This is a genomic window from Catenuloplanes niger (genome assembly GCF_031458255.1).
Lineage (GTDB): Bacteria > Actinomycetota > Actinomycetes > Mycobacteriales > Micromonosporaceae > Catenuloplanes > Catenuloplanes niger.
On the sequence record NZ_JAVDYC010000001.1, the window covers coordinates 2959908 to 2983464 of the forward strand.

The following is a 23557-nucleotide window of genomic DNA, read 5'->3' on the forward strand; positions in this document are numbered from 1 at the left end:
CGAAAACCAAACCGTGCAGGCCTTCTTCCCGCTTCCGGCGTGGTCGCGGTCCGCATGCTCCCGCGGGCACCGGTCGTCGCCGGCGCTCCTCCCTGCACGTCCCGCGGGCGGCCGGGCCTCGAGCCACGCGACATCACCGCTGCTCGCGGCTTCCACCGCGGGCCACGTGACCGCCACGGGCTTCGTGACCGCCACGGGCCGCATGATTGCCACGGGCTTCGTGACCGCCGCGGGTCGCGGAACCGCCGCGGGTCGCGGAACCGCCGCGGGTCGCGGAACCGCCGCGGGTCGCGACCGGCCGGGACTCGAGCCGCGGGGCACGTCGCGGGCGGCGGCGGAGACCGCGGGGTCTCACCCGGCCACCGCGGGACCGGCTCCGATGCCGCGGGCGGAGCGGAGCGCCAGCGGAGCCGGAGCCCTCGGCGAGGTTTGCCCGCGGGAGCATGCGGAAAGCGGCCACGCCGAGAGCGGGAAAAGCAAGATTGTGATCGGTTCCTTCGAAACGTGACGAAACGCTAGCCGGTTCCCATTTCTGAGAAGGTGTGTCATGTCCCGTGCTCTGATCATCGTCGACGTGCAGAACGACTTCTGCGAGGGCGGCTCGCTCGCCGTGAACGGCGGCGCCGGGGTGGCCGCGGCCATCTCCGAGGCGCTGGCCGGCGGCGGGTGGGACCACGTGGTGGCGACGAAGGACTACCACATCGACCCGGGCGCGCACTTCTCCGCGCACCCGGATTTCGTCGACTCGTGGCCGGCCCACTGCGTGGTCGGCACGGACGGCTCCGAGTTCCACCCGGCGCTGGACACCTCGCGCGTCGAGGCGGTCTTCCACAAGGGCCAGCACGCGGCGGCGTACTCGGGCTTCGAGGGCGCCACGCCGGACGGCGCCACGCTCGCCGGCTGGCTGCGCGAACGCGACGTGACCGCGGTGGACGTGGTCGGCATCGCCACCGACCACTGCGTGCGGGCCACCGCGCTGGACGCGGCCGCGGCCGGCTTCGACACCACCGTGCTGCTCGGCCTGACCGCGGGCGTAGCACCCGCCACCACGGAGAGCGCGCTGGCGCAGCTGACCGAGGCATCCGTCACGCTGAGCGGAAAACCAGTGGTAATCCCGGCGTAACAGGCGCGAGCATGGCCGCATGGGTCTCCGGGCGTACGGCAGTGTGTTACGGCTGCGCGGCGTGGTCGCGCTGTTGCTGATCGGCTTCCTCGCCCGGATCCCGATCACCGCGACCTCGATGGCGCTGACCCTGCACGTGGTCGACGAGCAGGGCCGGGGCTACGCGGCGGCCGGCCTGGTCGGCGCCGCGATGACCGTGGGCAGCGCGGTCGGCGCGCCGTGGCTCGGCCGCTGGGCCGATCGCGTCGGCATGCGGCCGGTCATCGTGCTCACCGGCGTGGCCGGCAGTGCGTTCTGGCTGCTGTCGCCGCAACTGCCGTTCGCCTGGCTGCTGGGCGCCGCGGCCGTCGGTGGCCTGCTCACGCTGCCCGCGTTCTCGATCATCCGGCAGTCGCTGACCGCGATGGTGCCGGAGGAGCAGCGGCGGCAGGCGTTCTCGCTGGACGCGATGACGGTCGAGCTGTCCTACATGGCCGGCCCGGCCGGCGCGGTGCTGCTCGCCACCACGGTCTCACCGACCGCCGCCATGATCGCGATCGGCGGCGGCCTGGCCGTCTCCTCCGTGCTGCTGGTCCTGCTGAACCCGCCGATCCGCGCCGCGCACGAGACCCCGGCCTCGGACGCGCCGGCCGTCCCACGCCGCGCCTGGCTGCGCCCACCCATGCTGATGGCGTACGCGATCGCCGCCGCCTCCACGCTGGTGCTCGCCGGCACGGACGTGGCCACCGTCGCCGTGCTCCGCGACGGCGGCGAGGTCGGCTGGACCGGCCTGGTACTCGGCGTCTGGGCCGCCGCATCGCTGGCCGGCGGCTTCGTCTACGGCACACTGCCCCGCCCGCTCGGCGCGGTCGCCCTGCTCGCCGGGCTCAGCGCACTCACCATCCCGGTCGGCCTCGCCGGTGACACCTGGTGGCTGCTCGCACTGGCGCTGATCCCGGCCGGCATACTCTGCGCCCCCACGCTCACCGCCACCACCGAACAGGTCAGCCTGCTCGCCCCCGCCGCCGCCCGCGGCGAGGCACTCGGCCTGCACGGCTCATCACTGACCGTCGGCATGGCCGTCGGCGCCCCCCTGACCGGCGCGGTCATCGACTCCTTCGGCGGCGGCTGGGGCTTCGCCGCAGTCGGATTCACGGGCCTGCTGATCGCACTGGCCGCACTCCCGGTCGTGCTCCGCGCCCGCCCGCCCCACGCCCACGAACGCGCCGAGAGCGCGCCCGCTCCCCTCCCCACCAAGGCCTGACCACGACCGCCCGCCCACCACGCACCGCCCTCCACGCGACGCGCGATGCGTGACGCCACCCGTCGCGGTGGCGTCACATGCGAGGCAACTGCGTAGGGCTCGATCACAGCGCACCACACGCCGCGTGGTGCCGATGCCAACCCGGCACGCGTCGCGGTGCGGCCGGACACACCGTCACGGCCACACCGCACGCACGTCACGGTGTGGCCGCGCACGTGCGCGGGTTTTGTTCGTAAGTCGCGGGCACCAGATGTGACCGAACCTCGGCACCCCTAAAACCTCGCCACTTTCGATGTTCCCGAGTGTGGGCGCCACCCCTGCTGGCGAGCTGAGCCTTCCGTCAACCAACCCACCGCTTACCCACCGCAACGGATGCCAGGGAGGCGGACCACGCCTTATCTGCGGCATGAGAGTGCGTTTGATCTTGAGGTGGAGCGTTCCGTCGGCCCCGCCGGAGGCCATGCTCTCGGGACCGGGGTGGTTCGCAGAGACTGAGGCGGCCGACCTCTGACGTCGCTGGCGCGCCAGGTCCACGAGTTGTTCTGGTGCTTCACGCTATCGGCGGCATGAGAGTTAGACCACGAGAGGTGCCGAATCGGCAAGTTTAGCGCAGCTCTACCAACCCTGTGCACAATCGATAGATTCTCAGGGTATGGGCACGGCATGCGCCTATGGTCGGGACTTGTGTATGAGACGTCGAAGAAGTTCCCGCTTTTTCAAGTCGCCCCCGGCGCTTACACCCGAGACTCGATTTTCAATGAAGAAGAAGTTCTTTCAGACGACACATATCTTCGGAGCCGATTGTCCATCGAAGGCGCACCGGGATCTTTGATCGATCGAGTACTCCAAGAATTTCGCTTCGGCGATCTGTATCTCGGTAATACCTTGAAGAATCTGTCACCTCTCGCACCAGCGGGAAGGACTTCAGTTGAGGAGATCCAATCTTCAATTCCGACCACTGATGTCCTTGATTCAAGAAATTTGCCGCAGGAGCAAATGGCCAGGTTGAAAGTCTTGGGAAATGGCAACTCGTGGCGCACGCCCGAGTTTGAGTTGTCACTCGACGAGGACGGAGAACCGGTGACGGTTGCAGCCTTCGCACCGGATGCGTTTGTAATGGTCATCCCATCCGACTCTATGATAATTGACATAACATACTTACCTGAAGATGAATCTGGAAATGTCCTTGACGGCTGGCCGCCGCACGTCAGGGATGACGACTTCCCAAATGACGGAAGCCTGATTGTTTGGCGCCACTACGTGGGCTCGCATAGCGCCAGCATGGATGGATTCACCGCACGGGGTCCGCTTCCCCGGAGGCGGCGGATATCGCTCAACCCAATTGAAAGCGTGACGCTTCTTGTTGGACGGGCGCTGAGTCTGCGCGCAAGTCGGCGTAAGCGCACTAGCCATGATCCATCCTGGCGTCTACGCCGCTGGTGGAAGGAGCGACGCACCACGATGATGAGCAGCGCCCCCTCGATAGAATCCGTAAATGCGAGCGAGGTAGCCGACGGTGCAGCGGTGGTAGCGATACATGGAACGATGAGCTGCGGCGTTAAGCTCGCGGGCGATATTCAAGATGCGATATCCAGCAGCAAGCCGAATCGAATTATGCCGGTTCTCCGGTTCGAGCATGATACGTGGCACTCGGTATCACATAACGCTGCTGACTTACTGCAAAAAGTACAGAACCTGAACCTCCGTCGCGTGCTGTTCGTTGCTCACTCCCGCGGTGGTCTGGTAGGGGCTGAGGTTCTAGAGAGGCTCCAAGCACACCTTTCCCATGGGGAGCTAATTTCGCTCGGAACTCCGTTCGGGGGAACGCCCATCGCCGACGCGGCGGGAGAAGCCTTCCTAGCTTCTTTCGCGGTGATGGATCAGCTGGAGATAGACATTTTCACTAGACTTTTTGGCCTCTTGTACCTCGGGCGAATTCCGGACGGTATCGCAGATATGCAAACAGAATCGGGATATATTCGCGCAAGTAGCTTCCGCCCGCTCGCGAACTCCACTGGAGCGGGCGGGGCTGTTGATTTCCAATCCAGCATTCGTCAATGCGGGCTGTCATGGATTTGGCGGTCAGCTATACGCGGCGTTGCTCTAGGTGCGATCGGAGACGGGAATAACGATCTCGTGGTACCGCAGGCGTCCGCCCTTACTCGCGTAGGGGAAACCATCGAGCTTGCTTGTGATCACTTCTGCTACTTGGATGAAGTTGAGGTACGAGACGCCATCGCCTCCGCGCACCAGCGATTGTTATAGCTATACACGATTTTTGCCCTGCCGAACTCAATCTACGGATCCCACTGGAAGACATGCTCACATCGGCACGAGAGTGTGCCTGGTCATGGCGGATGGCGTGTTTGATCCGTCCGTCCAGCCGGACGGGTTAGGTATCACCTTCCGGCGCTCTTCGGATGACCGCGGTTCCCGAGAGGCGGTCGTAGGGGGTTTGGCCCGTGCCGATGAACAGGGAGGCGACGTACACGATCGGGAGTAGGTAGGACGTGGCCGTGAGCAGCCAGGATTCGATGGGTACCGCACCGGAGTCGCCTGTTCCGGCGATCGCGTAGACGGCCGCGTGGCCGATGAGCCATGGAACAGCGATCTTGAGGGTGTTACGGAGCAGCGCCCTGCGGAGGGTAGGACGGGAACCGTCGGTGGCCGTGATGACAGTCAGTCTGCGCAGTCGCTTGCCGGGCGTTGTTCGGCGGGTGCCGGACTCCAGATGGGCGAGCCAGAAGGTGACGGGGAAGACCACGACCGCGGCGGCGACGAGGTTCAGGGTCGTGGTGCCGAGCGCGTCGGTCGCGCCGGCGAGAAAGAGCGGGACACCGACGGCCGCGGTGATCGCCACCCAGACGATGATGCAGCACCAATCGACCGCCCATGCCGCGATCCTGTTCAGCGGCTCACGGGCTACCGGCACGAGGTCGAGCTCATCACCGGGCGCGATATTGTCACTCGTCATCCGCCGGCCAATCCGCTTTCATCCATGGAGAGAGTCTGGCTTACCCGTCAACGGGAGCAGGCGCTCGCGGCACAGGGTTTGTGGACGCCGGGGCGCGCGATCGTCAATCCGTGGTCGGCATGATCGGATTCATCGGTATGAGCGGCCGCGCACGTCGCGGTGGCGCGCACGAGGGCAGCGACGGCCGGAGAGCATGGTGATCTACTCACGTTGCAGGCCGATCGTGCGGCGCCGGTAAGGCCTGACCGCCACGCATGCACGCCGCGTGGTGTGCGATGCCCAACCGCCGCATGTCGCGGCCGGGCCTACCTCGCGGCCAACCGCTTTCGGCGTCGCGGCGCGGCCGCCTTGCCCACCAGCGCGGCCGCTTGCCCATCCCGGCCCGGCTGATTTGCCCGTGCCGGCGCGGCCGCCTTGCCCGTCGGCGCGGCCGCTGGCCCATCCCGGCCCGACTGATTCGCCCGTTCCGGCGCGGCCGGTTGTCCATCCCGGCACGGCTGATTCGCCGTCGCGGCACGGCCGCTTTGCCCGTCGGCGTGGCCGGCTGCCCGTCGCGGCGTGGCCGGCTGCCCGTCGCGGCGTGGCTGGGTGGGGAGGGTGGGGTGGGTTACGCGCGAGGGAGGGAGGTTACGCGTTCGCGCTCCGTCGCGGCGGACTGGCGTGGCAGGGGGGCCGGGGTGGTGATCGGGGCGGGGGTGGTCGTGGTGGCGGTGTCGGCCGGGTGGGTCAGGCGGCGGCGGATCAGCAGTGCGGCGGTGCCGAGGATGACGGCCGCGACGACGTAGCCGACGATCATGGCGGTTACGTCGCCGGTGAGTGGGGGCAGCGCCACCGCGACCAGCGTGCTGGTGGCGGCGATCCGGAGGCGGCTGCGGTGGGTGCGGGCCGCGGCGGCGAGCGGGAGGACGGCCCACAGCACGTACCACGGCTGGACGACGGCGCCGCAGAGCAGCGCGACCGTGAAGATCAGGCCGAGGCCGCGGATCGGTTCGACGCGGCCGCGGAACATGGCGACCAGCAGGCCGATCACCACGGGGACGCACACGGCCAGACCGATCATGTTCGCCACGGTGACCGCGGTCGGGGTGACACCGGAGCCGGCGACCGCGCCGATCAGCAGGCCGGTGGCGGTGGTCGGCGACATCCAGCTGTAGACGGTGAGCGAGCCCAGCGGGCCGGTGATCCAACCGAAGCCGGCGGCCAGGGACAGCGCGACGGTGACGAGGACCGCGCCGGCCACCACGCCGGCCATCAGCGGGACGGGCCGGGTGGTGCGGTGCACGATCGCGACCAGCACGACGCAGAACGCGGCGCCGGCCACGAACTTGATGTCCGCCGCGAGCGTCAGCAGCAGCACACCGGCGGCCAGACGCAGGTATGCGGCGGGGCGATCCGGCGCACCACCCGCGTGCAGCCGGTCGACCGCGGCCAGCGCCAGCTCCAGGCCGGCCAGCATCAGGCCCAGCATCAGCGCGTCGTTGTGCACCCCGGCCACCAGGTGCCACAGCATCAGCGGGTTGAGCAGGCCGAGCCAGACCGCGACACCGGGGGACGTCCCGGCCCGCACGGCGAGCCGCGGCAGCGCCCACGCGATCAGCACCACGCCGGCCAGCGCGACCAACCGGTACGCCAGCACGCCCACGCCCAGGTTCTCACCGGTCAGCAGCGCCACGCCGCGGGACAGCAGCATCCAGGCCGGACCGTACGGCGCGGGCGTGTCGGCCCAGTAGTGGCTCACCTGCGCGGTGAAGACCGAGTCGGCGCCGAGCGCCGAGGCGGGGCCCAGCCGGTACGGATCGAGGCCGAGCGCGGCCGTCGCCCCCTGCGCCAGGTAGCTCCACACGTCGCCGCTGAACAGCGGGCGCGCGAGCAGCAGCGGCGCGGCCCAGGCGGCGGCCACCGCGTAGAGCGCGCGCGGCGGCAGATGCGCGGCGTGGCGCCCGGTGAGGAGCCACGCGCCGACCACTGCCCCCATGGCCACCAGTCCAGCCGCTATCGTGATCGCCGACGGCCGGATGACACCGGCCGTGACGACCGCGAGCGTCGCGGTGGCCGCCGACCCGGTCACCGCCAGCAGGCCGGTCGAGGTCGCCACCGACTGCGTGACCCGCGGCGGTGCTTCGGGCAGCGACCGCTGCCGGGTCGCGTTTTGCCTGCTCATAGCGTTACACCCTCCGTGTATACACGCAGTGTAGTCCTAGATCCAAGGTTGCCTCATCCCGCGTCGGCAAACCTCTGTCCAGAGGAGGGAAAGCGAGCGGCCTACATCGGCCGAAAGTAGGAGACGGTCACGCTGCGCAGGCGCGAATTGTGTCCTCCAGGATGTCCAGCCCGGTGTGCAGCTCGTTCTCGGTGATGGTCAGCGGTGGGGCGATCCGGAAGATACCCCCCATACCGGGCAGTTGGACGATGTTCATGTGCAGTCCCCGCTCCAGGCATCCGGACGTGACGGCCGCGCCCAGCGCCTCGGCCGGTTCCTTGCTCCCCTTGTCCCGGACCAGCTCGATGCCCTGCAACAGCCCGCGGCCGCGGACGTCACCGACCACCTCGTAGGTGTCGCGGAGTGCCATCAGCCGCGCGGTGAGCTGACCGCCCAGCTCCGCGGCGCGGGCGACCAGGCCGTCGCGCTCCACCACGTCCAGCACGGTCAGCGCGACCGCGGCGGCGAGCGGGTCGGAGACGTGCGTGGTGTAGAAGAGGAAGCCGCGCTCGTGGCAGACCGCCTCCAGCTCGGCGCTCGCGATCACCGCGGCCACCGGCAGCCCGGCGCCGAGCGTCTTGGAGAGCGTCAGCAGGTCCGGGACGACGCCGTCGCGCTCGAACGCGTACATCGTGCCGGTCCGCCCGATCCCGGTCTGCGCCTCGTCCAGGATCAGCAGCATGCCGCGCGCGTCGCACAGCTCGCGGAGCCGGCGCAGGTAGCCGGCCGGCAGCTCGATGATCCCGCCGGACGACAGGATCGGCTCGACCAGGCAGGCCGCGAGGCTGCCGGCGGACTGCCGGTCGACGAGCGCGAAGCCGTACTCCAGCTCGGCCGCCCAGTCGTAGCCGCCGTCCGGGTCCCGGAACGGTGACCGGTAGCCGTTCGGTGTCGGCAGCACCAGGTTGCCCGGCGCGGCCGGCCCGTACCCGCGCCGCCCGGCGGAGAACGTCGCGGACGCCGCGCCGTGCGTCATGCCGTGCCAGGACCGGTCGAAGGAGACGATCTCGTACCGCCCGGTCGCGAGCTTGGCCATCTTGAGCGCGGCCTCGTTCGCCTCGGCGCCCGTGCTGAGCAGCATCATCCGGTCCAGTCCGGCCGGGAGCGTGCCGGTCAGGCGCGCCGCGAGGTCGACCACCGGGCGGCTGAGCATGCCGCTGTAGAGGTGGTCCAGCGTCGCGACCGAGGACGACACCGTGGCGACGACGTCCGGGTGGGCGTGCCCGAGGATCGCGCTCATCTGCCCGGACGTGAAGTCGAGGATCGCGCGGCCCTCGCTGTCGTAGACGTAGGCCCCCTCGGCGCGCTCGATGATCCGCGGCGTGAACGTCGCGCCGTAGCGGATCAACAGCCGGTCCGCGTCGGCCCAGAAGGTCGTCATTCCTCATTTTTGATCGCCGTAACCGGTGCCACAAGCAGATGAAAACCGCTGACCGTTCGGTACGGCCGTATGGTTCCGGGATGCTCAACCCGCACCGGTTGATGGTGCTGCGCGCGGTCCTGGACGCCGGATCGATCAACGCGGCGGCCCGCAACCTCACCTACTCCCCCGCCACGATCAGCCAGCACATGACCGCGCTGGCCCGGGAGACCGGCCTGGTGCTGTTCGAGAAGCAGGGTCGCGGCATCGTCGCCACCGACGCCGCCCGCCGGCTCGCCGAGCACGCCGGCGTGCTGCTCGCCGACTTCGGCCGGCTGGAGCGCACGGTGGCGGACCTGCGGGACGGCCAGGCGGAGCGGCTCGCGATCGCGTGCATGGCGTCGGCCGCCGAGCGGTGGATGCCGGACGTGGTGCGGGCGGTGCACCGGCACCGGCCGGGCGTCACCGTCGAGATCAGCCTCAACGAGCCGATGCCGGGCCGCGGTCGCCGCCAGCCGGACCTGGACATCCGCACCGAGCCTGCCGACGGCGTACGGATCCGGCTGGACGGGCACCTGCGGTACGAGCTCGCGGTCGAGGCGCTGGTCGTCGTGCTGCCGGCCACTCACCCGCTCGCCGCGGCCCCCGCGGTCGCGCTGCGGGACCTGGAGGCCGAGCCGTGGATCGACCATGACATCTACGACAGCCCGACCGGCCAGATCGTGCTGAGCGCGTGCCGGACGGCCGGCTTCACCCCGCGCTACGCCGCCCGGCTGGACGACCACCGCGCCGCGGTGCGCATGGTCGCGGCCGGGCTCGGTGTCACCGTCCTGCCGCTGCTGGCCGTGGCCGGCATCGCCCCGGACGTGGCCGTCCGCCCGTTGACCCGCCCGTCGGTCTTCCGCCGCATCGTGGTCCACGCCCGGCAGGACCCGCGCCGCGCCGCGATCATCGCCCGCGCCGTCGCACAGCTGCGCATCACCGCCGCCGCCGAGCCCACCACCCCGCACCCTGACGACCGCCGCGACACCGCCACGCTCTGACGACCGGCGCGAGACCGGCAGACCCTGACGACCGCCGCGACACCGGCACACCTTGACGACCGGCGCGAGACCGGCACACCCCGTGGCGGGGCGATGGCCGGACGTCGGTGGCGGGTGTGGGGTGTGCGGCACCACCCGCTGACCGGCAGGGAGGCCGCCCGCGGCCGACCGGTGCCCGCGGGAGCACTGGGTGAGCGGCCACGCCGGGAGCGGGAAGAGAAAAAGGCCCCCACTCGCGACACGCGAGTGGGGGCCGGAAGCAGCTGGGTGGCTACTTGTCCTTGTCCAGGGTGTGGTCCTTGTTCTCCTGGTACGTGGCGCCGCCGTCGGACTCGGCGCTGAGCGGCTTGGCGCCGCCCTCCGGCGGGCCGGCGACGGACTGGTGCCCGGCGGCCAGCTCGGGGAACTTCGCGTCGAAGGCCGGCCGCTCGGAACGGATGCGCGGCATGCGGTCGAAGTTGCGCAACGGCGGCGGGCTGGACGTGGCCCACTCGAGGCTGTTGCCGTGGCCCCACGGGTCGTCCACCGTGACCACCTTGCCGGCCTTGTAGGACTTCCAGCAGTTGTAGAGGAACGGCAGCGTGGAGAGGCCGGTGATGAACGCGCCGACCGTCGAGATCATGTTGAGCTCGGTCCAGCCGTCGTTGACCTGGTAGTCGGCGTAGCGGCGGGGCATGCCCTCGTTGCCGAGCCAGTGCTGCACCAGGAACGTGGTGTGGAAGCCGACGAAGGTCAGCCAGAAGTGCAGCTTGCCGAGGCGCTCGTCCAGCATCCGGCCGAACATCTTCGGGAACCAGAAGTAGATGCCGCCGTAGACGGCGAACACGATGGTGCCGAAGAGGACGTAGTGGAAGTGGGCGATCACGAAGTACGAGTCGGAGACGTGGAAGTCGATCGGCGGGCTGGCGAGCAGCACGCCGGACAGGCCGCCGAAGAGGAACGTCGTGAGGAAGCCGATGGAGAACAGCATCGGGGTCTCGAAGCTGATCTGGCCCCGCCACATGGTGCCGATCCAGTTGAAGAACTTCATGCCGGTCGGGACCGCGATCAGGAAGCTCAGGAAGCTGAAGAACGGCAGCAGCACCTGGCCGGTGGCGAACATGTGGTGCGCCCACACGGACATCGACAGCGCGGCGATCAGCAGCGTGGCGGCGACGAGGCCCTTGTAGCCGAAGATCGGCTTGCGGCTGAAGACCGGGATGATCTCCGAGATGATGCCGAAGAACGGCAGCGCGATGATGTACACCTCGGGGTGGCCGAAGAACCAGAAGAGGTGCTGCCAGAGCATCGGCCCGCCGGTCTCCGGGTTGAAGACCTGCGCGCCCAGGATGCGGTCCGCGGCCAGCGCGAACAGCGCGGCGGCCAGGAACGGGAAGACCATCACCACGAGCAGGCTGGTGACCAGCATGTTCCACGTGAAGATCGGCATCCGGAACATGGTCATGCCGGGCGCGCGGAGCGTCAGGATCGTCGTGATCAGGTTGACCGCGCCGAGGATGGTGCCGAGGCCGGAGAGCGCGAGGCCGACGACCCACATGTTCGCGCCGACGCCCGGGCTGTGGATGCCGTCGGACAGCGGCGTGTAGGCGAACCAGCCGAAGTCGGCGGCGCCACCGGGCGTGAAGAAACCGCCCATGGTGATCGTGCCGCCGAACAGGTACAGCCAGTACGCGAACGCGTTGAGCCGCGGGAACGACACGTCCGGCGCGCCGATCTGGATCGGCACGATGTAGTTGCCGAACGCGAACACGATCGGCGTCGCGAAGAACAGCAGCATGATCGTGCCGTGCATCGTGAACATCTGGTTGTACTGCTCGGGCGACAGGAACTGCAGTCCCGGCGCGGCGAGCTCGGCGCGGATCAGCAGCGCCATCAGACCGCCGAGCAGGAAGAACACGAAGGACGTGATCATGTACATGATCCCGATCTGCTTCGCGTCCGTCGTGCGCAGGATGCGCGCCAGCGCCGATCCCTTGGCGGGTTTATGCACCGGCCAGGGCCGGGTGACGATCGGCTTCGGTGCGACGGTGGTCACGAGCAGCCTCCGGTCTTCGAGCTCACCACGTGGGCACGACGCACAGTTGATCTGCAGACGTACCTCTGGGGCAGAATAATCCTTCGGGATGCCCCTGTAGGCACGGGGTGACCAAACGCGCCGTTGATGCCGTGTGCTTGCTCTACGCTGGATCGCGCAGGGGAGCGTAGTAATCGCGGAAGATGCGGTCGCCTCGCTTACGCAGCAACGGGTCGCGCGTGTCGGGCGCGACGTCGCCGGTGCGGTCCCGGTCGCGGGTGCGGTCCAGCACCCAGCGGGTCCGCGGGCGGCGGCGCTTCTCGTACGCGGCGAGCGCGGCCGGCAGGTCACCGGCGTGTGTGCGGAGCACCTCGGCGAGCACGATCGCGTCCTCGAGCGCCATCGCGGCACCCTGGGAGAGGGTGGGCGAGGTGGAGTGCGCGGCGTCGCCGACGAGCAGCACCCGGCCGCGCGACCAGCCGCCGACCTCGACCTCCTCGGGCGCGGCGAGCTGCACCTTCTCCAGCGCGTCGAGCACCGCGGGCACGGGGCCGCCGTAGCCGCCGAAGACCTCGCGGACCCGGGCGAGCCCGTCGTCCGGGAGCGTGGCGCCGTCCGGCACCGTCTCGTGGGCGTAGCAGTACAGCCGGCGGTCGCCCATCGGCATCACCACGAAGCTGGAGTGCGCGCCGAGCAGGCCGGTCCAGTCCGTGACCGGCGGCCCGCCGTACACCACGCTGCGGTAGACGAACTGGCCGGTGCGACGGGCGGCGCCGCCGAGGCCGGCCAGCGCGCGGACCGTGGAGCGGCGACCGTCGGCGCCGATGACCAGGTCGTACTCCGTGCGGGTGCCGTCCGCGAAGTCCACCTTGACCGGGCCGCCCTCGTCCAGCTCCAGGTTGGTGACCGCGGTGTTGTGACGAACGACTCCGCCGACCGCGGAGACGAGCACGCGCTGGAGGTCGGCGCGGGGCAGCGCACGGGACTCGCCGACGCCGTCCCAGAGCTGGCCGAGGTCCAGCTCGCAGAGCGGCTCGCCGCCGGCGTCGCAGATGGACTGGCGGTGGATGACCGCCCCGAGCGGGCGCAGCGGGCCGGTGAGACCGAGGCCGGCGAGCGCGCGGGTGGCGTTGCCGGGGAGGAAGATCGCGGCGCCGGGCCCGGCCGAGGGCGGCTCCCGGTCGACGACGTCGGGCCGGAGACCGGCCATACGCAGGGCCCGAGCGACGCCCAGACCGGCGATGCCGGCGCCGACGATCAGGATCCGCAGGGTGGTACCGGCCATGTGAGCGACGCCTCCGAGGGGTGGGCACGCGTTGAAGCCAAGAGATTACTCGCCGCGAACGGCACCATGGTAGAGGCGGATGACCGGTCCTGCCGTCGGGTGACCACGAGTTCGCATATTTGCGCAGCTCAACACGCGGCCACCCGACGTGGAAGTTCTATCGCTGGACGCGCGCGCCCTTGCCGCCGACCAGCGCCTCCACCTCACGCAGCGACGCCATCGACGTGTCGCCGGGCGTGGTCATGGCCAGCGCGCCGTGCGCGGCACCGTACTCCACCGCCCGCTCGATGCCGTAGCCCTCGAGCAGCCCGTAGATGAGGCCCGAGGCGAAGCTGTCGCCGCCGCCGACCCGGTCCATGATCTCCAGACCGGGGCGGTGCGTGGCCTCCGCGAACGTGCCGTCCTGCCAGGCGATGGCGCCCCAGTCGTTGACCGTGGCGGTCTTCACGGTGCGCAGCGTGGTCGCGACGACCTGGAAGTTCGGGTAGTCCTTGACCGCGGCCTCGATCATCGCGCGGAACGCGGCGGTCTCCAGGTTGTCCAGGTTCTCCGAGACGCCGTGCACCTCGAAGCCGAGGGACGCGGTGAAGTCCTCCTCGTTGCCGATCATGACGTCGACGTACCGGGCCAGGCGGCGGTTGACCTCCTGCGCCCGATCCTTGCCGCCGATCGCCTGCCAGAGGCTGGGCCGGTAGTTCAGGTCGTAGGAGACGATCGTGCCGTGGCGGTGCGCGGCCTCCATCGCGGCCTCGATCACGTCCGGCGTGGTCTCGGAGAGCGCGGCGTAGATGCCGCCGGTGTGCAGCCACCGGACGCCGAGCGTGCCGAACAGGTGCTCCCAGTCCACGTCGGACGGCTTGAGCTGGGACGCGGCGGTCAGGCCCCGGTCGGAGACGCCGACCGCGCCGCGCACGCCGAAGCCGCGCTCGGTGAAGTTCAGCCCGTTCCGCACGGTACGGCCGATGCCGTCGTACTTCGCCCAGTGCACGAAGGACGTGTCCACGCCGCCCTGCAGCACCAGGTCCTCGAGCAGCCGGCCGACCTCGTTGTCCGCGAACGCGGTGACCACGGCGGTGCGCTTGCCGAACGCGCGGCGCAGGCCACGGGCCACGTTGTACTCCCCGCCGCCCTCCCAGGCGCGGAACGAGCGGGCCGTCTTGATCCGGCCCTCGCCCGGGTCGAGACGGAGCATGATCTCGCCGAGGCTCACCGCGTCGAACGCGGCGTTCTCCCTGATCGTCAGCATGCGGCGGCCTCCTTGAGCGCGGCGGCGGTGCGGGCGGTGACCTCGGCCCAGTCCTGGGCGGCGAGCAGGTCGGGGGCGACCATCCAGGTGCCGCCGACCGCGAGCACGGACTTCAGGCCCAGGTAGTCGGCGAGGTTCTTGGTGGTCACGCCGCCGGTCGGGATGAACCGGACGTTCGCGTACGGCGCGGAGAGCGCCTTGATCATCGGCGCGCCACCGAGCTGCTCGGCCGGGAAGAACTTGACCGTGGTCAGGCCCGCGTCCAGCGCCATCTGGATCTCGGTGCCGGTGGCGACGCCGGGGAAGACCGGCACGCCGAGGGCCTGGCACCGCTCCACCACGCGCGCGGAGAAACCGGGGCTGACCACGAACCTGGCGCCGGCCTCCACCGCCTGGTCGACCTGCTCGACGCGGGTCACGGTCCCGGCACCGACCAGCAGCTCGTCGCGCCGGGCCATCGCCCGGATCGCGTCGGCCGCGGCGTCGGTGCGGAACGTCACCTCGACGCTGCGCAGGCCGCCCGCGAGCAGCGCGCCGGCCAGCCCGTCGGCGGCGGACGCGTCGTGGAGCACGACCACCGGCAGGATGCGCCCGGCCTCGATCGTCTGTTCAAGATGGCGAACGTCAGTCACGTATGTGACCATAGCCCTCGTGTCACACCCCCTGTCAAGGCGTCAAAGATGAGGGGGTACGCAGTGAGGAGCTTTCGTGACCGACGACTGGCAGCCCGTGAAGTCCGCCGACCGGACGCTGGAGATCCTGGAGCGGCTCGCCGCCCATCCCGGCCGCTCCCTGGTCGAGCTGGCCCGCGACCTGGACATCCCGAAGAGTTCGCTGCACGGCATCCTGCGCACCATGACGCGCCGCGGCTGGGTGGCGACCGACCCGACCGGCACCCGCTTCGGCCTGGGCATGCGCGCGCTCCAGGTCGGCGCCGCCTACATCGAGGCGGACGACGCGGTCGGCATGCTCGCCACCGTGCTGGACCGGCTGTCCGAGGAGCTGGGCGAGACCGTGCACCTGGGCCGGCTGGACGGGCCGAACGTGGTCTACATGGCCAAGCGGGAGTCGATCCACCCGCTGCGGCTCTACAGCGCGATCGGCCGGCACCTGCCGGCGCACGCGACCGCGCTCGGCAAGGCGCTGCTCGCCGGGCTGCCGGCCGCCGAGGTCGACGCGCTGCTCCCCCGGCCGCTGCCGGCGCTGACCGCGCACACGATCACGGATCCGGGCGCGCTGCGCGCGGAACTGGACGCGATCGCGGCACGGGGCTGGTCGATGGACCGGCAGGAGAACACGGACGGCATCGTCTGCTTCGCGATGACGGTGCCGCTGCGGCTGCCGGCCACGGACGCGATCAGCATCTCGATCCCGGCCGCGCGGGTGAACGCGTCCACCGAGGAGCGGGTGCTGGACGCGCTGCGGCGCGGGCTGGCGGGCGTGCGGGCGGCCCGGGCACTGCTCTCCTGACGGCCGCGCGCGCCGTCAAGCCCGCGGCGCGAGACTGGACTTAAGAAGAAGAAAAGGCGCCTTCGGGTTGCCTGCGGTTTTCGGGCGTGTAAATCTGTTAACGCCCCCTGGGAGCGCTCCCGGTGCTGGTCGCCCACTGGGCCAGGTAGCGCAGCCCCGCCGCGTCGGCTCAACCGGCGCTGCACCGTTTCAACGGTCGACATATCGACGAACGTCGAAACTGGGGGCGTGACACGGAACCCACCATCCGGCTCCACGGACATCCTCGTGAGGACTCTACCCATGAAACGACCGATCCGCGCCATCGCGGCGGCCGCGCTACTGCTGGCGGGCACCGCCACCGCGTTCGTGGTGAACAGCGCCGCCAACGCCGCCACCGAGATCTGTCAGCAGTACGGTTCGACCACGATCCAGAACCGGTACGTCGTGCAGAACAACCGCTGGGGCACGTCGGCGGAGCAATGCATCAACGTGACCGACACCGGTTTCTCGATCACCCGGCAGCAGGGCGTCGGCAACACCAGCGGCGCGCCGGTGTCCTACCCGTCGGTCTTCCTCGGCTGCCACTACACGAACTGTTCGCCGGGCACGAACCTGCCGATCCAGGTGAGCGCGATCAACAACGCGACCAGCTCGATCGACTACACGTTCGTGAACGGCGCCACGTACAACGCGTCCTACGACATCTGGCTCGACCCGTCGCCGAAGCGGGACGGCGTCAACCAGATGGAGATCATGATCTGGTTCAACCGGCAGGGGAACATCCAGCCGATCGGCTCGCCGGTCGGCTCGGCCACGGTCGGCGGCCGGACCTGGGAGGTCTGGCAGGGCAGCAACGGCGCGAACAACGTCATCTCGTACCTGGCGCCGTCCGCGATCACGTCCTGGAACTTCAGCGTGCTGGACTTCATCAACGACATCCGCAACCGGGGCGCGATCACCAACTCGTGGTACCTGACCAGCATCCAGGCCGGTTTCGAGCCGTGGATCGGCGGCGCGGGCCTGGCGGTCAACTCGTTCTCGGCCGCGGTCAACGGTCCCGGCACGAATCCGACAACGGTGCCGCCGACCACGGCGTCCCCGACGCCGCCGAGCACCACCTCGCCGCCGCCCGGCCCGGCCGGCGGATGCACGATCACCTATGACACGAATGCCTGGAACAGCGGCTTCACCGCCAACGTGACGGTACGGAACACCGGCAGCACCGCGATCAACGGCTGGGACCTCGGGTTCACACTCCCGGCCGGCCAGCGGGTCGGAAATTCTTGGAATGCCACCGTTACCCAGACCGGGCAGACTGTCTCTGCGAAGAACATTGCGTGGAACGGCGTGATCGCCGCCGGTGGCACCGCGGCGTTCGGGTTCCAGGCGAGCTCCACGGGCGCGTTCGCGGAGCCGGGCGCGTTCACCCTGAACGGCACAGCCTGCGCGGTCGCCTAACCCCGCGCAGTTCCCACAGAGGAGGGGCCGGCCCGCACCGGCCCCTCCTCGCTTGTCCCGGGGCGGTGCGCCGCAGCGCATATCCGGACATTTTTCGGGTAGACCGGTGCGGTGGATGACGTGACCGTTGTCGTGGCCAGCCGGAACCGGCGCGCACAGCTGCTTCGCTACCTGCCGCGGCACGAGGCGCCGGTGATCCTGGTGGACAACGCGTCGGAGGACGGTACGGCGGAGGCGGTCTCGGCCGCGTTACCGCACGTCCACGTGGTGCGGTCGGCCGTCAACCTCGGCGCGGCCGGGCGCAACGTCGGCGCGGAACTGGCCGAGACCCGGTTCGTGGCGTTCGCGGACGACGACTCGTACTGGGAGGCCGGCTCGCTCGGCAAGGCCGCGGCGCTGCTGGACGCGCATCCGCGCGCGGCGCTGCTCACCGGCCAGGTGCTGGTGGGTGCGGACGGGCGCGCCGACCCGATCTCCGCCGCCATGGAGGCGGCACCGCTCGGCACGCCCACCGACCTGCCCGGCCCCTCGGTCCTCGGCTTCCTGGCGTGCGCGGCCGTGGTCCGGCGGGACGCGTTCCTCGCCGTGGGCGGCTTCAACCCCACGCTGCACGTGTACGGCGAGGAGGCGCTGCTCGCCATGGATCTCGCGGCGGCGGGCTGGGGGCTGGCGTACGTACCGGCGCTGACGGTCCGGCACCTGCCGCTCCCGGCCGGCCGGGACGTCGCGGGCCGCCGGCGCCGTCAGGCCCGCAACGACCTGCTCACGTCGTGGCTGCGCCGCCCGCTGCCGATCGCGGCCGCGGCCGCCCGGTCGGCCTGGCGCACGGGCGGGCCCGCACGCGGCGGACTGGCCGACGCGGCGCGGCTGCTGCCGTGGGTGCTCCGGCACCGCCGGCCGCTCCCGGCGCACGTCGAGGCCGCGGTCCGCACGCTCGCCTCGGCCGCACCCGCCGGGGCGTAACGGCACGCGGACCGAGGTTTGGCCGCCGCCCGGCCGGGAACGGATCGACGGGGACGAACGTCGACACCGGGCGGGGGATCGATCGATGGCCGCACTCCGCGCACGGGCCGTCCAGGTGCTCGACCTGAACTGGGCCGGTGACCACACGGTGCCGGCCCGCTCGCTCTACCCGCACCAGTGGAGCTGGGACTCGGCGTTCACCGCGATCGGCCTCGCCCACGTCCGCCCGGACCGCGCGTGGCGGGAGCTGCACACGCTGTTCCGGGCCCAGTGGGCGGACGGCCGGGTGCCGCACATCGTCTTCAACCCGGAGGTCCCGGCGGAGAACTACTTCCCCGGGCCCGGGTTCTGGGACGCGCCGGCCACGCCGCACCTGCCGCCGCGCTCGACCACCGGGCTGGTGCAGCCGCCGGTGCACGCGCTCGCGGTGCACGAGGTCTTCCGCCGCACCGGTGACCGCGGCCGGCTGGCCTGGTTCTACCCGCGACTGTGCGCGCAGCAGGACTACCTGGCCGCACGCCGCGACGCCGGCGCCGACGGCCTGGTGTCGATCACGCACCCGTGGGAGTCCGGTCTCGACAACAGCCCCGGCTGGGACACCGCGATGGCACGCGTGCCGGCCGACCCGGAGCTGCTGCGCGTCCACCGGCGCCGGGACAACGTGGTCGCGGCGCCCGCGCACCGGCCCACGGACGAGGACTACTCCCGGTTCCTGGCGATCGCGGGCGCGTACCGGGATCGCGGCTACGACGACACGGACCTGGTCGGGCGGCACCCCTTCGTGATGGAGTGCCCGTCGTTCAACGCGCTGTACGCGCTCGCGGAGAGCACGCTGGCCGAGATCGCGGCGGAGCTGGGCCGGCCCGGCGCGCACCACCGCGAGCGCGCGCGGGCCGTGGTCACCGCGATGGTCGCGCACCTCCACGACCGCCGGACCGGCATGTTCCACGCACGTGACGTGCTCTCCGGTGAGCGGTCCCCGGCGCGATGCGTCAACGGCCTGGTGCCGCTGGTGCTGCCCGGGCTGCCGGACGAGGTGGTGACGTCGCTGATCGAGGTGGCCACGTCACCCCGGTTCGGGCTGGGCGGCCCGCTGCCGGTGACCAGCTACGACCGGACCGCGGCCGACTTCGACGCCGTCCGGTACTGGCGCGGCCCGATCTGGATCAACATGAACTGGCTGCTCCGGCGCGGACTGATCGGGCACGGCCGGGCGGCGCTCGCGGCGGTGCTGCGCGACCGGACGCTCGGCCTGATCGACGCCGGCGGCAGCTTCGAGTACTACGACCCGCGCACCGGCGCCGGCCTCGGCGCGCCGGAGTTCAGCTGGACCGCGGCGCTCGCGCTGGACCTGCTGTCGGATCCCCTCGATTAGTGGGTGCAGATCAGCGCGACCGTGGCGCCGGTGGCGATCATCAGGGCCAGCGTGACGGCCGCGTACTGCAGACGGCGCAGGAGCAGGAGGCGGCGGTCGTGCCGGCGGCGATCGGGGCACGCCTCCGGGGTCGCGGCGGGCACGGTGCCGCCGCCCGGTGCGGTGCCGCCGGTCGATGCCGTGCCGGCGGCCGGTGCGGCGGGGGCCGGTGACGGGCGTGGGCCGGGGGTGACGTTGCGACCGGGAGCACCGCGGTATCGGCGGGACGCCTGGTTGATCGAGGGGCGCGGGGGTGGATCGGTCGTCACCGAAGCATTTTCGAGTGCGGGACGCGGCATTGACAACATAAAATGCCGATTCGCACGTGTCCCGTTTCGGACGCCTTGGAATAAGCGTTTCGTGCAATTCCCACGATGTTCAGCTTCCGGCGACTGAGCGACACTAGCCAATGACTACGGGTATTTACTATGGTCGGCGGCGGGCTTTGGGAGGTGCTGGTGGCTGAGGAGATCCTGCCATTCACCGGCGACCCCGACTCGGTCGTCCACGCAGCCGAGCGGGCGCGCGCCAGTGCGTCCCCGCTGATCCTGATCGGGCCGGCCGAGGTCGCGGACGGTCATTCGCGGCGCGTCCGGGAACTGTTCGCGGCGGTCGAGTCGAGGGCGACCAGGCCGGTCCGGTTGCGGCACGGCGCGTACGACGGCGGCGTGGCACCCGCGCACGTGCTGCGCGCGCTGGAGCTGCCGCCGGGCATGGACCCACCCCCGGCCGGCACGGTCAACCCGTACCTGCTGGCCACCTCCGGTGAGGTCTTCCGCCGCGGTCTGCGGGCCGGCCTGCCGGCGCCGGTGCTCACCCGGACGATCAGCTGCACGCGCGCGCCGTGCCCGTCCACCGCGCAGTGCGGGCACTGCGCGGCCTGCCTGACCCGCCGGGCCGGTCTGCTGGCCGCGCTCGGCCGTGACAACACGCCGTACCTGTCCGATGCATGGAACGTTGCCGATCACGACGACACGCTCCGTGATCACGAGGCGATCCGCGCCTGGCTCCGTCGCGATCTGATGGACGTTGAGCTGCGGATTCCCGTCACCGCACCGACGGATACCTCCGTCGAACGGCTACGGGCGGCGGCCGAACAGGGCCGGATCGAGTTAAGGCGAATGTTCGACACCGGGGGTGACCGAAGGTCGGAACCTTCGGCCGCATAGCCGATGGTTGCTCACCGAGCCGGTGGGCATGTGAACCGCTCAGCGGAGTCCGGGCACGGCGAACGCGAGCAGAATTAGCCTTGCACGGCCGTCCGGCACCATTCGGGCGCCGGCACCGAGGTTCGTCCAGCCCCGACGTCGACCGGCCCGCCACCGCGGCCCGGCACGCGGCCGGCACCACGCTGAGCGTCCTCACCACCGACCGGCAGGAACCTGTCCGGCGACGCGGCCCACCGGCCGCGCCCGGAGACAAGGGGGCGCTTCGATGCCCGGCAACCACCCCGATCCGCTGGCCGAGCTGCTCGCAGCCGGCGCGGCCACCGTGGAGCGGCCGCACCTCGGTGCCGGCTACCGCGGATACGACACGCCGAGGCCCAAGGGCGGGACCGTGGATCTGCGCATCGTCATGCACTGGCGGCACTCCGGGAAGATCACTGTGGACGGCCTGGGGCGGCTCGCGTTCCCGGTGCTGCCGGACCGGCCCGGTCTCTACCGCTTCACCTGGGTCGACTCGATCTGCGGACACCGCACGTTCGTCGGTGAGACCGGCAACCTGTGGCGGCGGCTCATCGCCTACCGGCACCCGGGCCCGGCCTCCGTCAGCGATCAGTACGTCAGTGACCTGCTGCTGAGCCACCTGAACGCGGGCGGCACCGCCGACGTGGCGATCGCCATGTACGGCGCGCTGCACGTCAGCGGTACCGAACGGGAGCTGGACCTCGCTTCCGCCGCGTCCCGGGAGCTGGCCGCCGGCGCCGCGCTGATGCAGTGCGCGGTCGCGGGCGACACCGACGTCGTCAGTTAGCCGGCGGCTCGTCCTTGCCGGCCTCCTCCAGCGCGTCCGCCTCCTCCTTGGTGGCGTGCACCGCGCCGTCCGCGTGCTCCGGCGGGCCGTAGACCGTGTAGAGCACGAGCGGGTTCGGCCCCTCGTTGGTGAAGTTGTGCTTGGCGCCGGCCGGGACGATGACCATGTCACCCTGGCTGACCTTGCGCGTCTGGCCGCTGACCTTGGCCTGGCCGACGCCGCTGACGAAGGTGAGGATCTGGTCCACCTCGTGGACCTCCTCACCGATCTCGCCGCCGGCCGGGATCGTCATGATCACGACCTGCGTGTGCTTGCCGGTCCAGAGGACGCGACGAAAATCCGAGTACTGTTCCGCGACGGTGGCGATCGTGTAGTGCTCCATGGTGTCAGTTCTACCCCCGCGGTCCCCTCGTCACTCAGGTCTTCCGGCCCGTGTTGCGCGGATCGCCCGCGCTCGCTCAGGTCGTCCGGAGCGACCATCGGCCCGGCCGCGCGAGCCCGTCGGCCGGCGGCGTGACCCGGTCGTGGCGGCGGGCCCGGAACAGCAGCAGGGACAGCACGGCCGCGCCGAGCGCCAGCACCCCCGCGACGTACCAGGCCAGGTCGTACTCGCCGAGCCGGTCGCGGACCAGACCGGCCGCGGTCGCCGCGATCGCGGCACCGACCTGGTGCGCGGCGAAGACCCAGCCGAACACGACCGCGCCGTCGCCGCCGAAGTAGGTGCGGCACAGTGCCACGGTCGGCGGCACCGTCGCCACCCAGTCCAGGCCGTAGAACAGGATGAAGACCAGCATGCTCGGGCCGCTGTCCGCCGCGAACAGCGTGGGCAGCACCAGCAGCGACAGGCCGCGCAGCGCGTAGTAGGCGCCGAGCAGGATCCGGCCGTCGAACCGGTCGGTCAGCCAGCCGGACGCGATCGTGCCGACGATGTCGAACACGCCGATCAGCGCGAGCAGGCCCGCGGCCGCGGTCTCCGCCATGCCGTGGTCGTGCGCGGCCGGGATGAAGTGCGTGCCGACCAGCCCGTTCGTGGTCGCGCCGCAGATCGCGAAGCCGCCGGCCAGCAACCAGAACGCGCGGGTACGCGAGGCGGCGCCGAGCGCGCGCACCGCCCGTACCGCCGCGTTGCCCCGGGGTTTCTGATCCTGATCTTCCACCGAGCCGCCGTAAGCGGTCGTGCCCAGGTCCCGCGGGTGATCCCGGAGGAAGAACCAGATCAGCGGTACGACCAGCAGCGCGGCCACGGTGACGGTCAGCGACGCGGTCCGCCAGCCGCTGTCCCGGACCAGCACGGCCAGGATCGGCAGGAAGATCAGCTGCCCGGCCGCGCCGCCCGCGGTCAGCACGCCGGTGACCAGGCCGCGCCGCCGCACGAACCAGCGCCCGGTCACGGTCGCCACGAACGACAGCGCCATCGAGCCGGTGCCGAGGCCGACCAGCACGCCCCAGCAGAGCAACAGCTGCCAGCTCTCCGTCATGAACACGGTCAGCCCGCTGCCGGACGCGACCAGCAGCAGCGCGACCGCGGCGACCCGGCGGATGCCGAACCGGTCCATCAGCGCGGCCGCGAACGGCGCGGTCAGGCCGTAGAGCAGCAGGTTGACGCTGACGGCCGCGGAGATCACGGCGAGCGGCCAGCCGAACTCCGCGTGCAGCGGATGCAGCATCACGCCGGGCGTGGCGCGGAAGCCGGCCGCGCCGACCAGCGCCACGAACGCGACGGCCGCGACGAACCAGGCGGGGTGAATTCCAACTCGAGGAGAGCGCACGAGAAACGAGTCTCGGCACATGTGACCCCTCGAGCTAGT

Annotated in this window: 20 protein-coding genes; 10 read left to right on the plus strand and 10 right to left on the minus strand. The window is 70.7% G+C overall.

The window, feature by feature from the left end; translation table 11 throughout:
• Window positions 1-547: 547 nt before the first annotated feature.
• From J2S44_RS12765 to J2S44_RS12775, 3 genes are all read left to right on the plus strand, one after another.
• Window positions 548-1123, plus strand: a complete 576-nt coding sequence (locus tag J2S44_RS12765; protein WP_310412485.1) for an isochorismatase family protein — start codon at window positions 548-550, stop codon at window positions 1121-1123.
• 19 nt (window positions 1124-1142) lie between these two features.
• Window positions 1143-2366, plus strand: coding sequence for an MFS transporter (locus J2S44_RS12770; RefSeq protein WP_310412488.1), 1224 nt, complete (start codon window positions 1143-1145; stop codon window positions 2364-2366).
• Window positions 2367-3050: 684 nt separating this feature from the next.
• A complete protein-coding gene (locus J2S44_RS12775) occupies window positions 3051-4631 on the plus strand; it encodes a DUF7379 domain-containing protein (RefSeq protein WP_310412491.1) in 1581 nt (526 codons plus the stop codon).
• 127 nt (window positions 4632-4758) lie between these two features.
• On the opposite strand, the gene J2S44_RS12780 is transcribed toward J2S44_RS12775, so the two are convergent.
• The 3 genes from J2S44_RS12780 to J2S44_RS12790 all read right to left on the minus strand — a co-directional run bounded on the left by J2S44_RS12780 (window position 4759) and on the right by J2S44_RS12790 (window position 8921).
• Complete coding sequence (locus J2S44_RS12780) at window positions 4759-5340, minus strand: RDD family protein (RefSeq protein WP_310412494.1); 582 nt, start codon at window positions 5338-5340, stop codon at window positions 4759-4761.
• Window positions 5341-5947: 607 nt separating this feature from the next.
• The gene (gene mptB / locus J2S44_RS12785) at window positions 5948-7501 is read right to left on the minus strand and encodes a polyprenol phosphomannose-dependent alpha 1,6 mannosyltransferase MptB (protein ID WP_310412497.1); all 1554 of its coding nucleotides are present in this window, start codon (window positions 7499-7501) and stop codon (window positions 5948-5950) included.
• 127 nt (window positions 7502-7628) lie between these two features.
• The gene (locus J2S44_RS12790; protein WP_310412502.1) at window positions 7629-8921 is read right to left on the minus strand and encodes an aspartate aminotransferase family protein; all 1293 of its coding nucleotides are present in this window, start codon (window positions 8919-8921) and stop codon (window positions 7629-7631) included.
• Between the two features lie 80 nt (window positions 8922-9001).
• Here J2S44_RS12790 and J2S44_RS12795 point away from each other — a divergent pair, with 80 nt between their 5' ends.
• Window positions 9002-9943 (plus strand): LysR family transcriptional regulator, encoded by a 942-nt coding sequence (locus tag J2S44_RS12795; protein WP_310412505.1) that lies wholly within the window; start codon window positions 9002-9004, stop codon window positions 9941-9943.
• A 271-nt stretch (window positions 9944-10214) separates the two neighbouring features.
• On the opposite strand, the gene ctaD is transcribed toward J2S44_RS12795, so the two are convergent.
• The 4 genes from ctaD to eda all read right to left on the minus strand — a co-directional run bounded on the left by ctaD (window position 10215) and on the right by eda (window position 15120).
• Window positions 10215-11978: an aa3-type cytochrome oxidase subunit I gene (gene ctaD, locus J2S44_RS12800; protein WP_310412507.1), complete on the minus strand. Its 1764-nt coding sequence runs from the start codon at window positions 11976-11978 to the stop codon at window positions 10215-10217.
• 142 nt (window positions 11979-12120) lie between these two features.
• On the minus strand, window positions 12121-13242 hold the full coding sequence (locus J2S44_RS12805; protein WP_310412510.1) for an FAD-dependent monooxygenase: 1122 nt from the start codon (window positions 13240-13242) through the stop codon (window positions 12121-12123).
• A gap of 157 nt (window positions 13243-13399) precedes the next feature.
• Window positions 13400-14488, minus strand: a complete 1089-nt coding sequence (locus J2S44_RS12810; protein ID WP_310412513.1) for a sugar kinase — start codon at window positions 14486-14488, stop codon at window positions 13400-13402.
• A complete protein-coding gene (gene eda, locus J2S44_RS12815; protein ID WP_310412517.1) occupies window positions 14482-15120 on the minus strand; it encodes a bifunctional 4-hydroxy-2-oxoglutarate aldolase/2-dehydro-3-deoxy-phosphogluconate aldolase in 639 nt (212 codons plus the stop codon). The genes J2S44_RS12810 and eda overlap by 7 nt, the downstream gene beginning before the upstream one ends.
• A 76-nt stretch (window positions 15121-15196) precedes the next feature.
• On the opposite strand from eda, the gene J2S44_RS12820 reads away from it, so the two are divergent.
• From J2S44_RS12820 to J2S44_RS12835, 4 genes are all read left to right on the plus strand, one after another.
• On the plus strand, window positions 15197-15958 hold the full coding sequence (locus J2S44_RS12820) for an IclR family transcriptional regulator (protein ID WP_310412520.1): 762 nt from the start codon (window positions 15197-15199) through the stop codon (window positions 15956-15958).
• Window positions 15959-16240: 282 nt separating this feature from the next.
• Window positions 16241-17398, plus strand: a complete 1158-nt coding sequence (locus tag J2S44_RS12825; RefSeq protein ID WP_310412522.1) for a glycoside hydrolase family 12 protein — start codon at window positions 16241-16243, stop codon at window positions 17396-17398.
• A 120-nt stretch (window positions 17399-17518) separates the two neighbouring features.
• On the plus strand, window positions 17519-18361 hold the full coding sequence (locus tag J2S44_RS12830) for a glycosyltransferase family 2 protein (protein ID WP_310412524.1): 843 nt from the start codon (window positions 17519-17521) through the stop codon (window positions 18359-18361).
• 85 nt (window positions 18362-18446) lie between these two features.
• On the plus strand, window positions 18447-19736 hold the full coding sequence (locus tag J2S44_RS12835) for an amylo-alpha-1,6-glucosidase (RefSeq protein ID WP_310412527.1): 1290 nt from the start codon (window positions 18447-18449) through the stop codon (window positions 19734-19736).
• Here the strand turns inward: J2S44_RS12835 and J2S44_RS12840 are convergent.
• On the minus strand, window positions 19733-20044 hold the full coding sequence (locus J2S44_RS12840; RefSeq protein WP_310412531.1) for a hypothetical protein: 312 nt from the start codon (window positions 20042-20044) through the stop codon (window positions 19733-19735). The two genes, J2S44_RS12835 and J2S44_RS12840, sit on opposite strands and share 4 nt — an antisense overlap.
• Before the next feature lie 189 nt (window positions 20045-20233).
• On the opposite strand from J2S44_RS12840, the gene J2S44_RS12845 reads away from it, so the two are divergent.
• Both J2S44_RS12845 and J2S44_RS12850 read left to right on the plus strand, forming a co-directional pair.
• The gene (locus J2S44_RS12845) at window positions 20234-20944 is read left to right on the plus strand and encodes a hypothetical protein (RefSeq protein WP_310412534.1); all 711 of its coding nucleotides are present in this window, start codon (window positions 20234-20236) and stop codon (window positions 20942-20944) included.
• Between the two features lie 265 nt (window positions 20945-21209).
• On the plus strand, window positions 21210-21749 hold the full coding sequence (locus tag J2S44_RS12850) for a hypothetical protein (RefSeq protein WP_310412537.1): 540 nt from the start codon (window positions 21210-21212) through the stop codon (window positions 21747-21749).
• On the opposite strand, the gene J2S44_RS12855 is transcribed toward J2S44_RS12850, so the two are convergent.
• Both J2S44_RS12855 and J2S44_RS12860 read right to left on the minus strand, forming a co-directional pair.
• Window positions 21742-22131: a cupin domain-containing protein gene (locus J2S44_RS12855; protein ID WP_310412540.1), complete on the minus strand. Its 390-nt coding sequence runs from the start codon at window positions 22129-22131 to the stop codon at window positions 21742-21744. The genes J2S44_RS12850 and J2S44_RS12855 overlap by 8 nt on opposite strands.
• Before the next feature lie 76 nt (window positions 22132-22207).
• Window positions 22208-23518, minus strand: coding sequence for an MFS transporter (locus J2S44_RS12860; RefSeq protein ID WP_374727835.1), 1311 nt, complete (start codon window positions 23516-23518; stop codon window positions 22208-22210).
• Window positions 23519-23557 lie beyond the last annotated feature (39 nt).

What these genes read in the sequence shown, in the direction of transcription:
- J2S44_RS12850 (WP_310412537.1), top strand. Translation starts at nt 21,210, where the DNA reads ATGCCCGGCAACCACCCCGATCCGCTGGCCGAGCTGCTCGCAGCCGGC.
- J2S44_RS12780 (WP_310412494.1), bottom strand. Translation starts at nt 5,340, where the DNA reads ATGACGAGTGACAATATCGCGCCCGGTGATGAGCTCGACCTCGTGCCG.
- J2S44_RS12810 (WP_310412513.1), bottom strand. Translation starts at nt 14,488, where the DNA reads ATGCTGACGATCAGGGAGAACGCCGCGTTCGACGCGGTGAGCCTCGGC.
- J2S44_RS12805 (WP_310412510.1), bottom strand. Translation starts at nt 13,242, where the DNA reads ATGGCCGGTACCACCCTGCGGATCCTGATCGTCGGCGCCGGCATCGCC.
- J2S44_RS12835 (WP_310412527.1), top strand. Translation starts at nt 18,447, where the DNA reads ATGGCCGCACTCCGCGCACGGGCCGTCCAGGTGCTCGACCTGAACTGG.
- J2S44_RS12765 (WP_310412485.1), top strand. Translation starts at nt 548, where the DNA reads ATGTCCCGTGCTCTGATCATCGTCGACGTGCAGAACGACTTCTGCGAG.
- J2S44_RS12790 (WP_310412502.1), bottom strand. Translation starts at nt 8,921, where the DNA reads ATGACGACCTTCTGGGCCGACGCGGACCGGCTGTTGATCCGCTACGGC.
- J2S44_RS12795 (WP_310412505.1), top strand. Translation starts at nt 9,002, where the DNA reads ATGCTCAACCCGCACCGGTTGATGGTGCTGCGCGCGGTCCTGGACGCC.
- J2S44_RS12855 (WP_310412540.1), bottom strand. Translation starts at nt 22,131, where the DNA reads ATGGAGCACTACACGATCGCCACCGTCGCGGAACAGTACTCGGATTTT.
- J2S44_RS12825 (WP_310412522.1), top strand. Translation starts at nt 16,241, where the DNA reads ATGAAACGACCGATCCGCGCCATCGCGGCGGCCGCGCTACTGCTGGCG.
- mptB (WP_310412497.1), bottom strand. Translation starts at nt 7,501, where the DNA reads ATGAGCAGGCAAAACGCGACCCGGCAGCGGTCGCTGCCCGAAGCACCG.
- J2S44_RS12770 (WP_310412488.1), top strand. Translation starts at nt 1,143, where the DNA reads ATGGGTCTCCGGGCGTACGGCAGTGTGTTACGGCTGCGCGGCGTGGTC.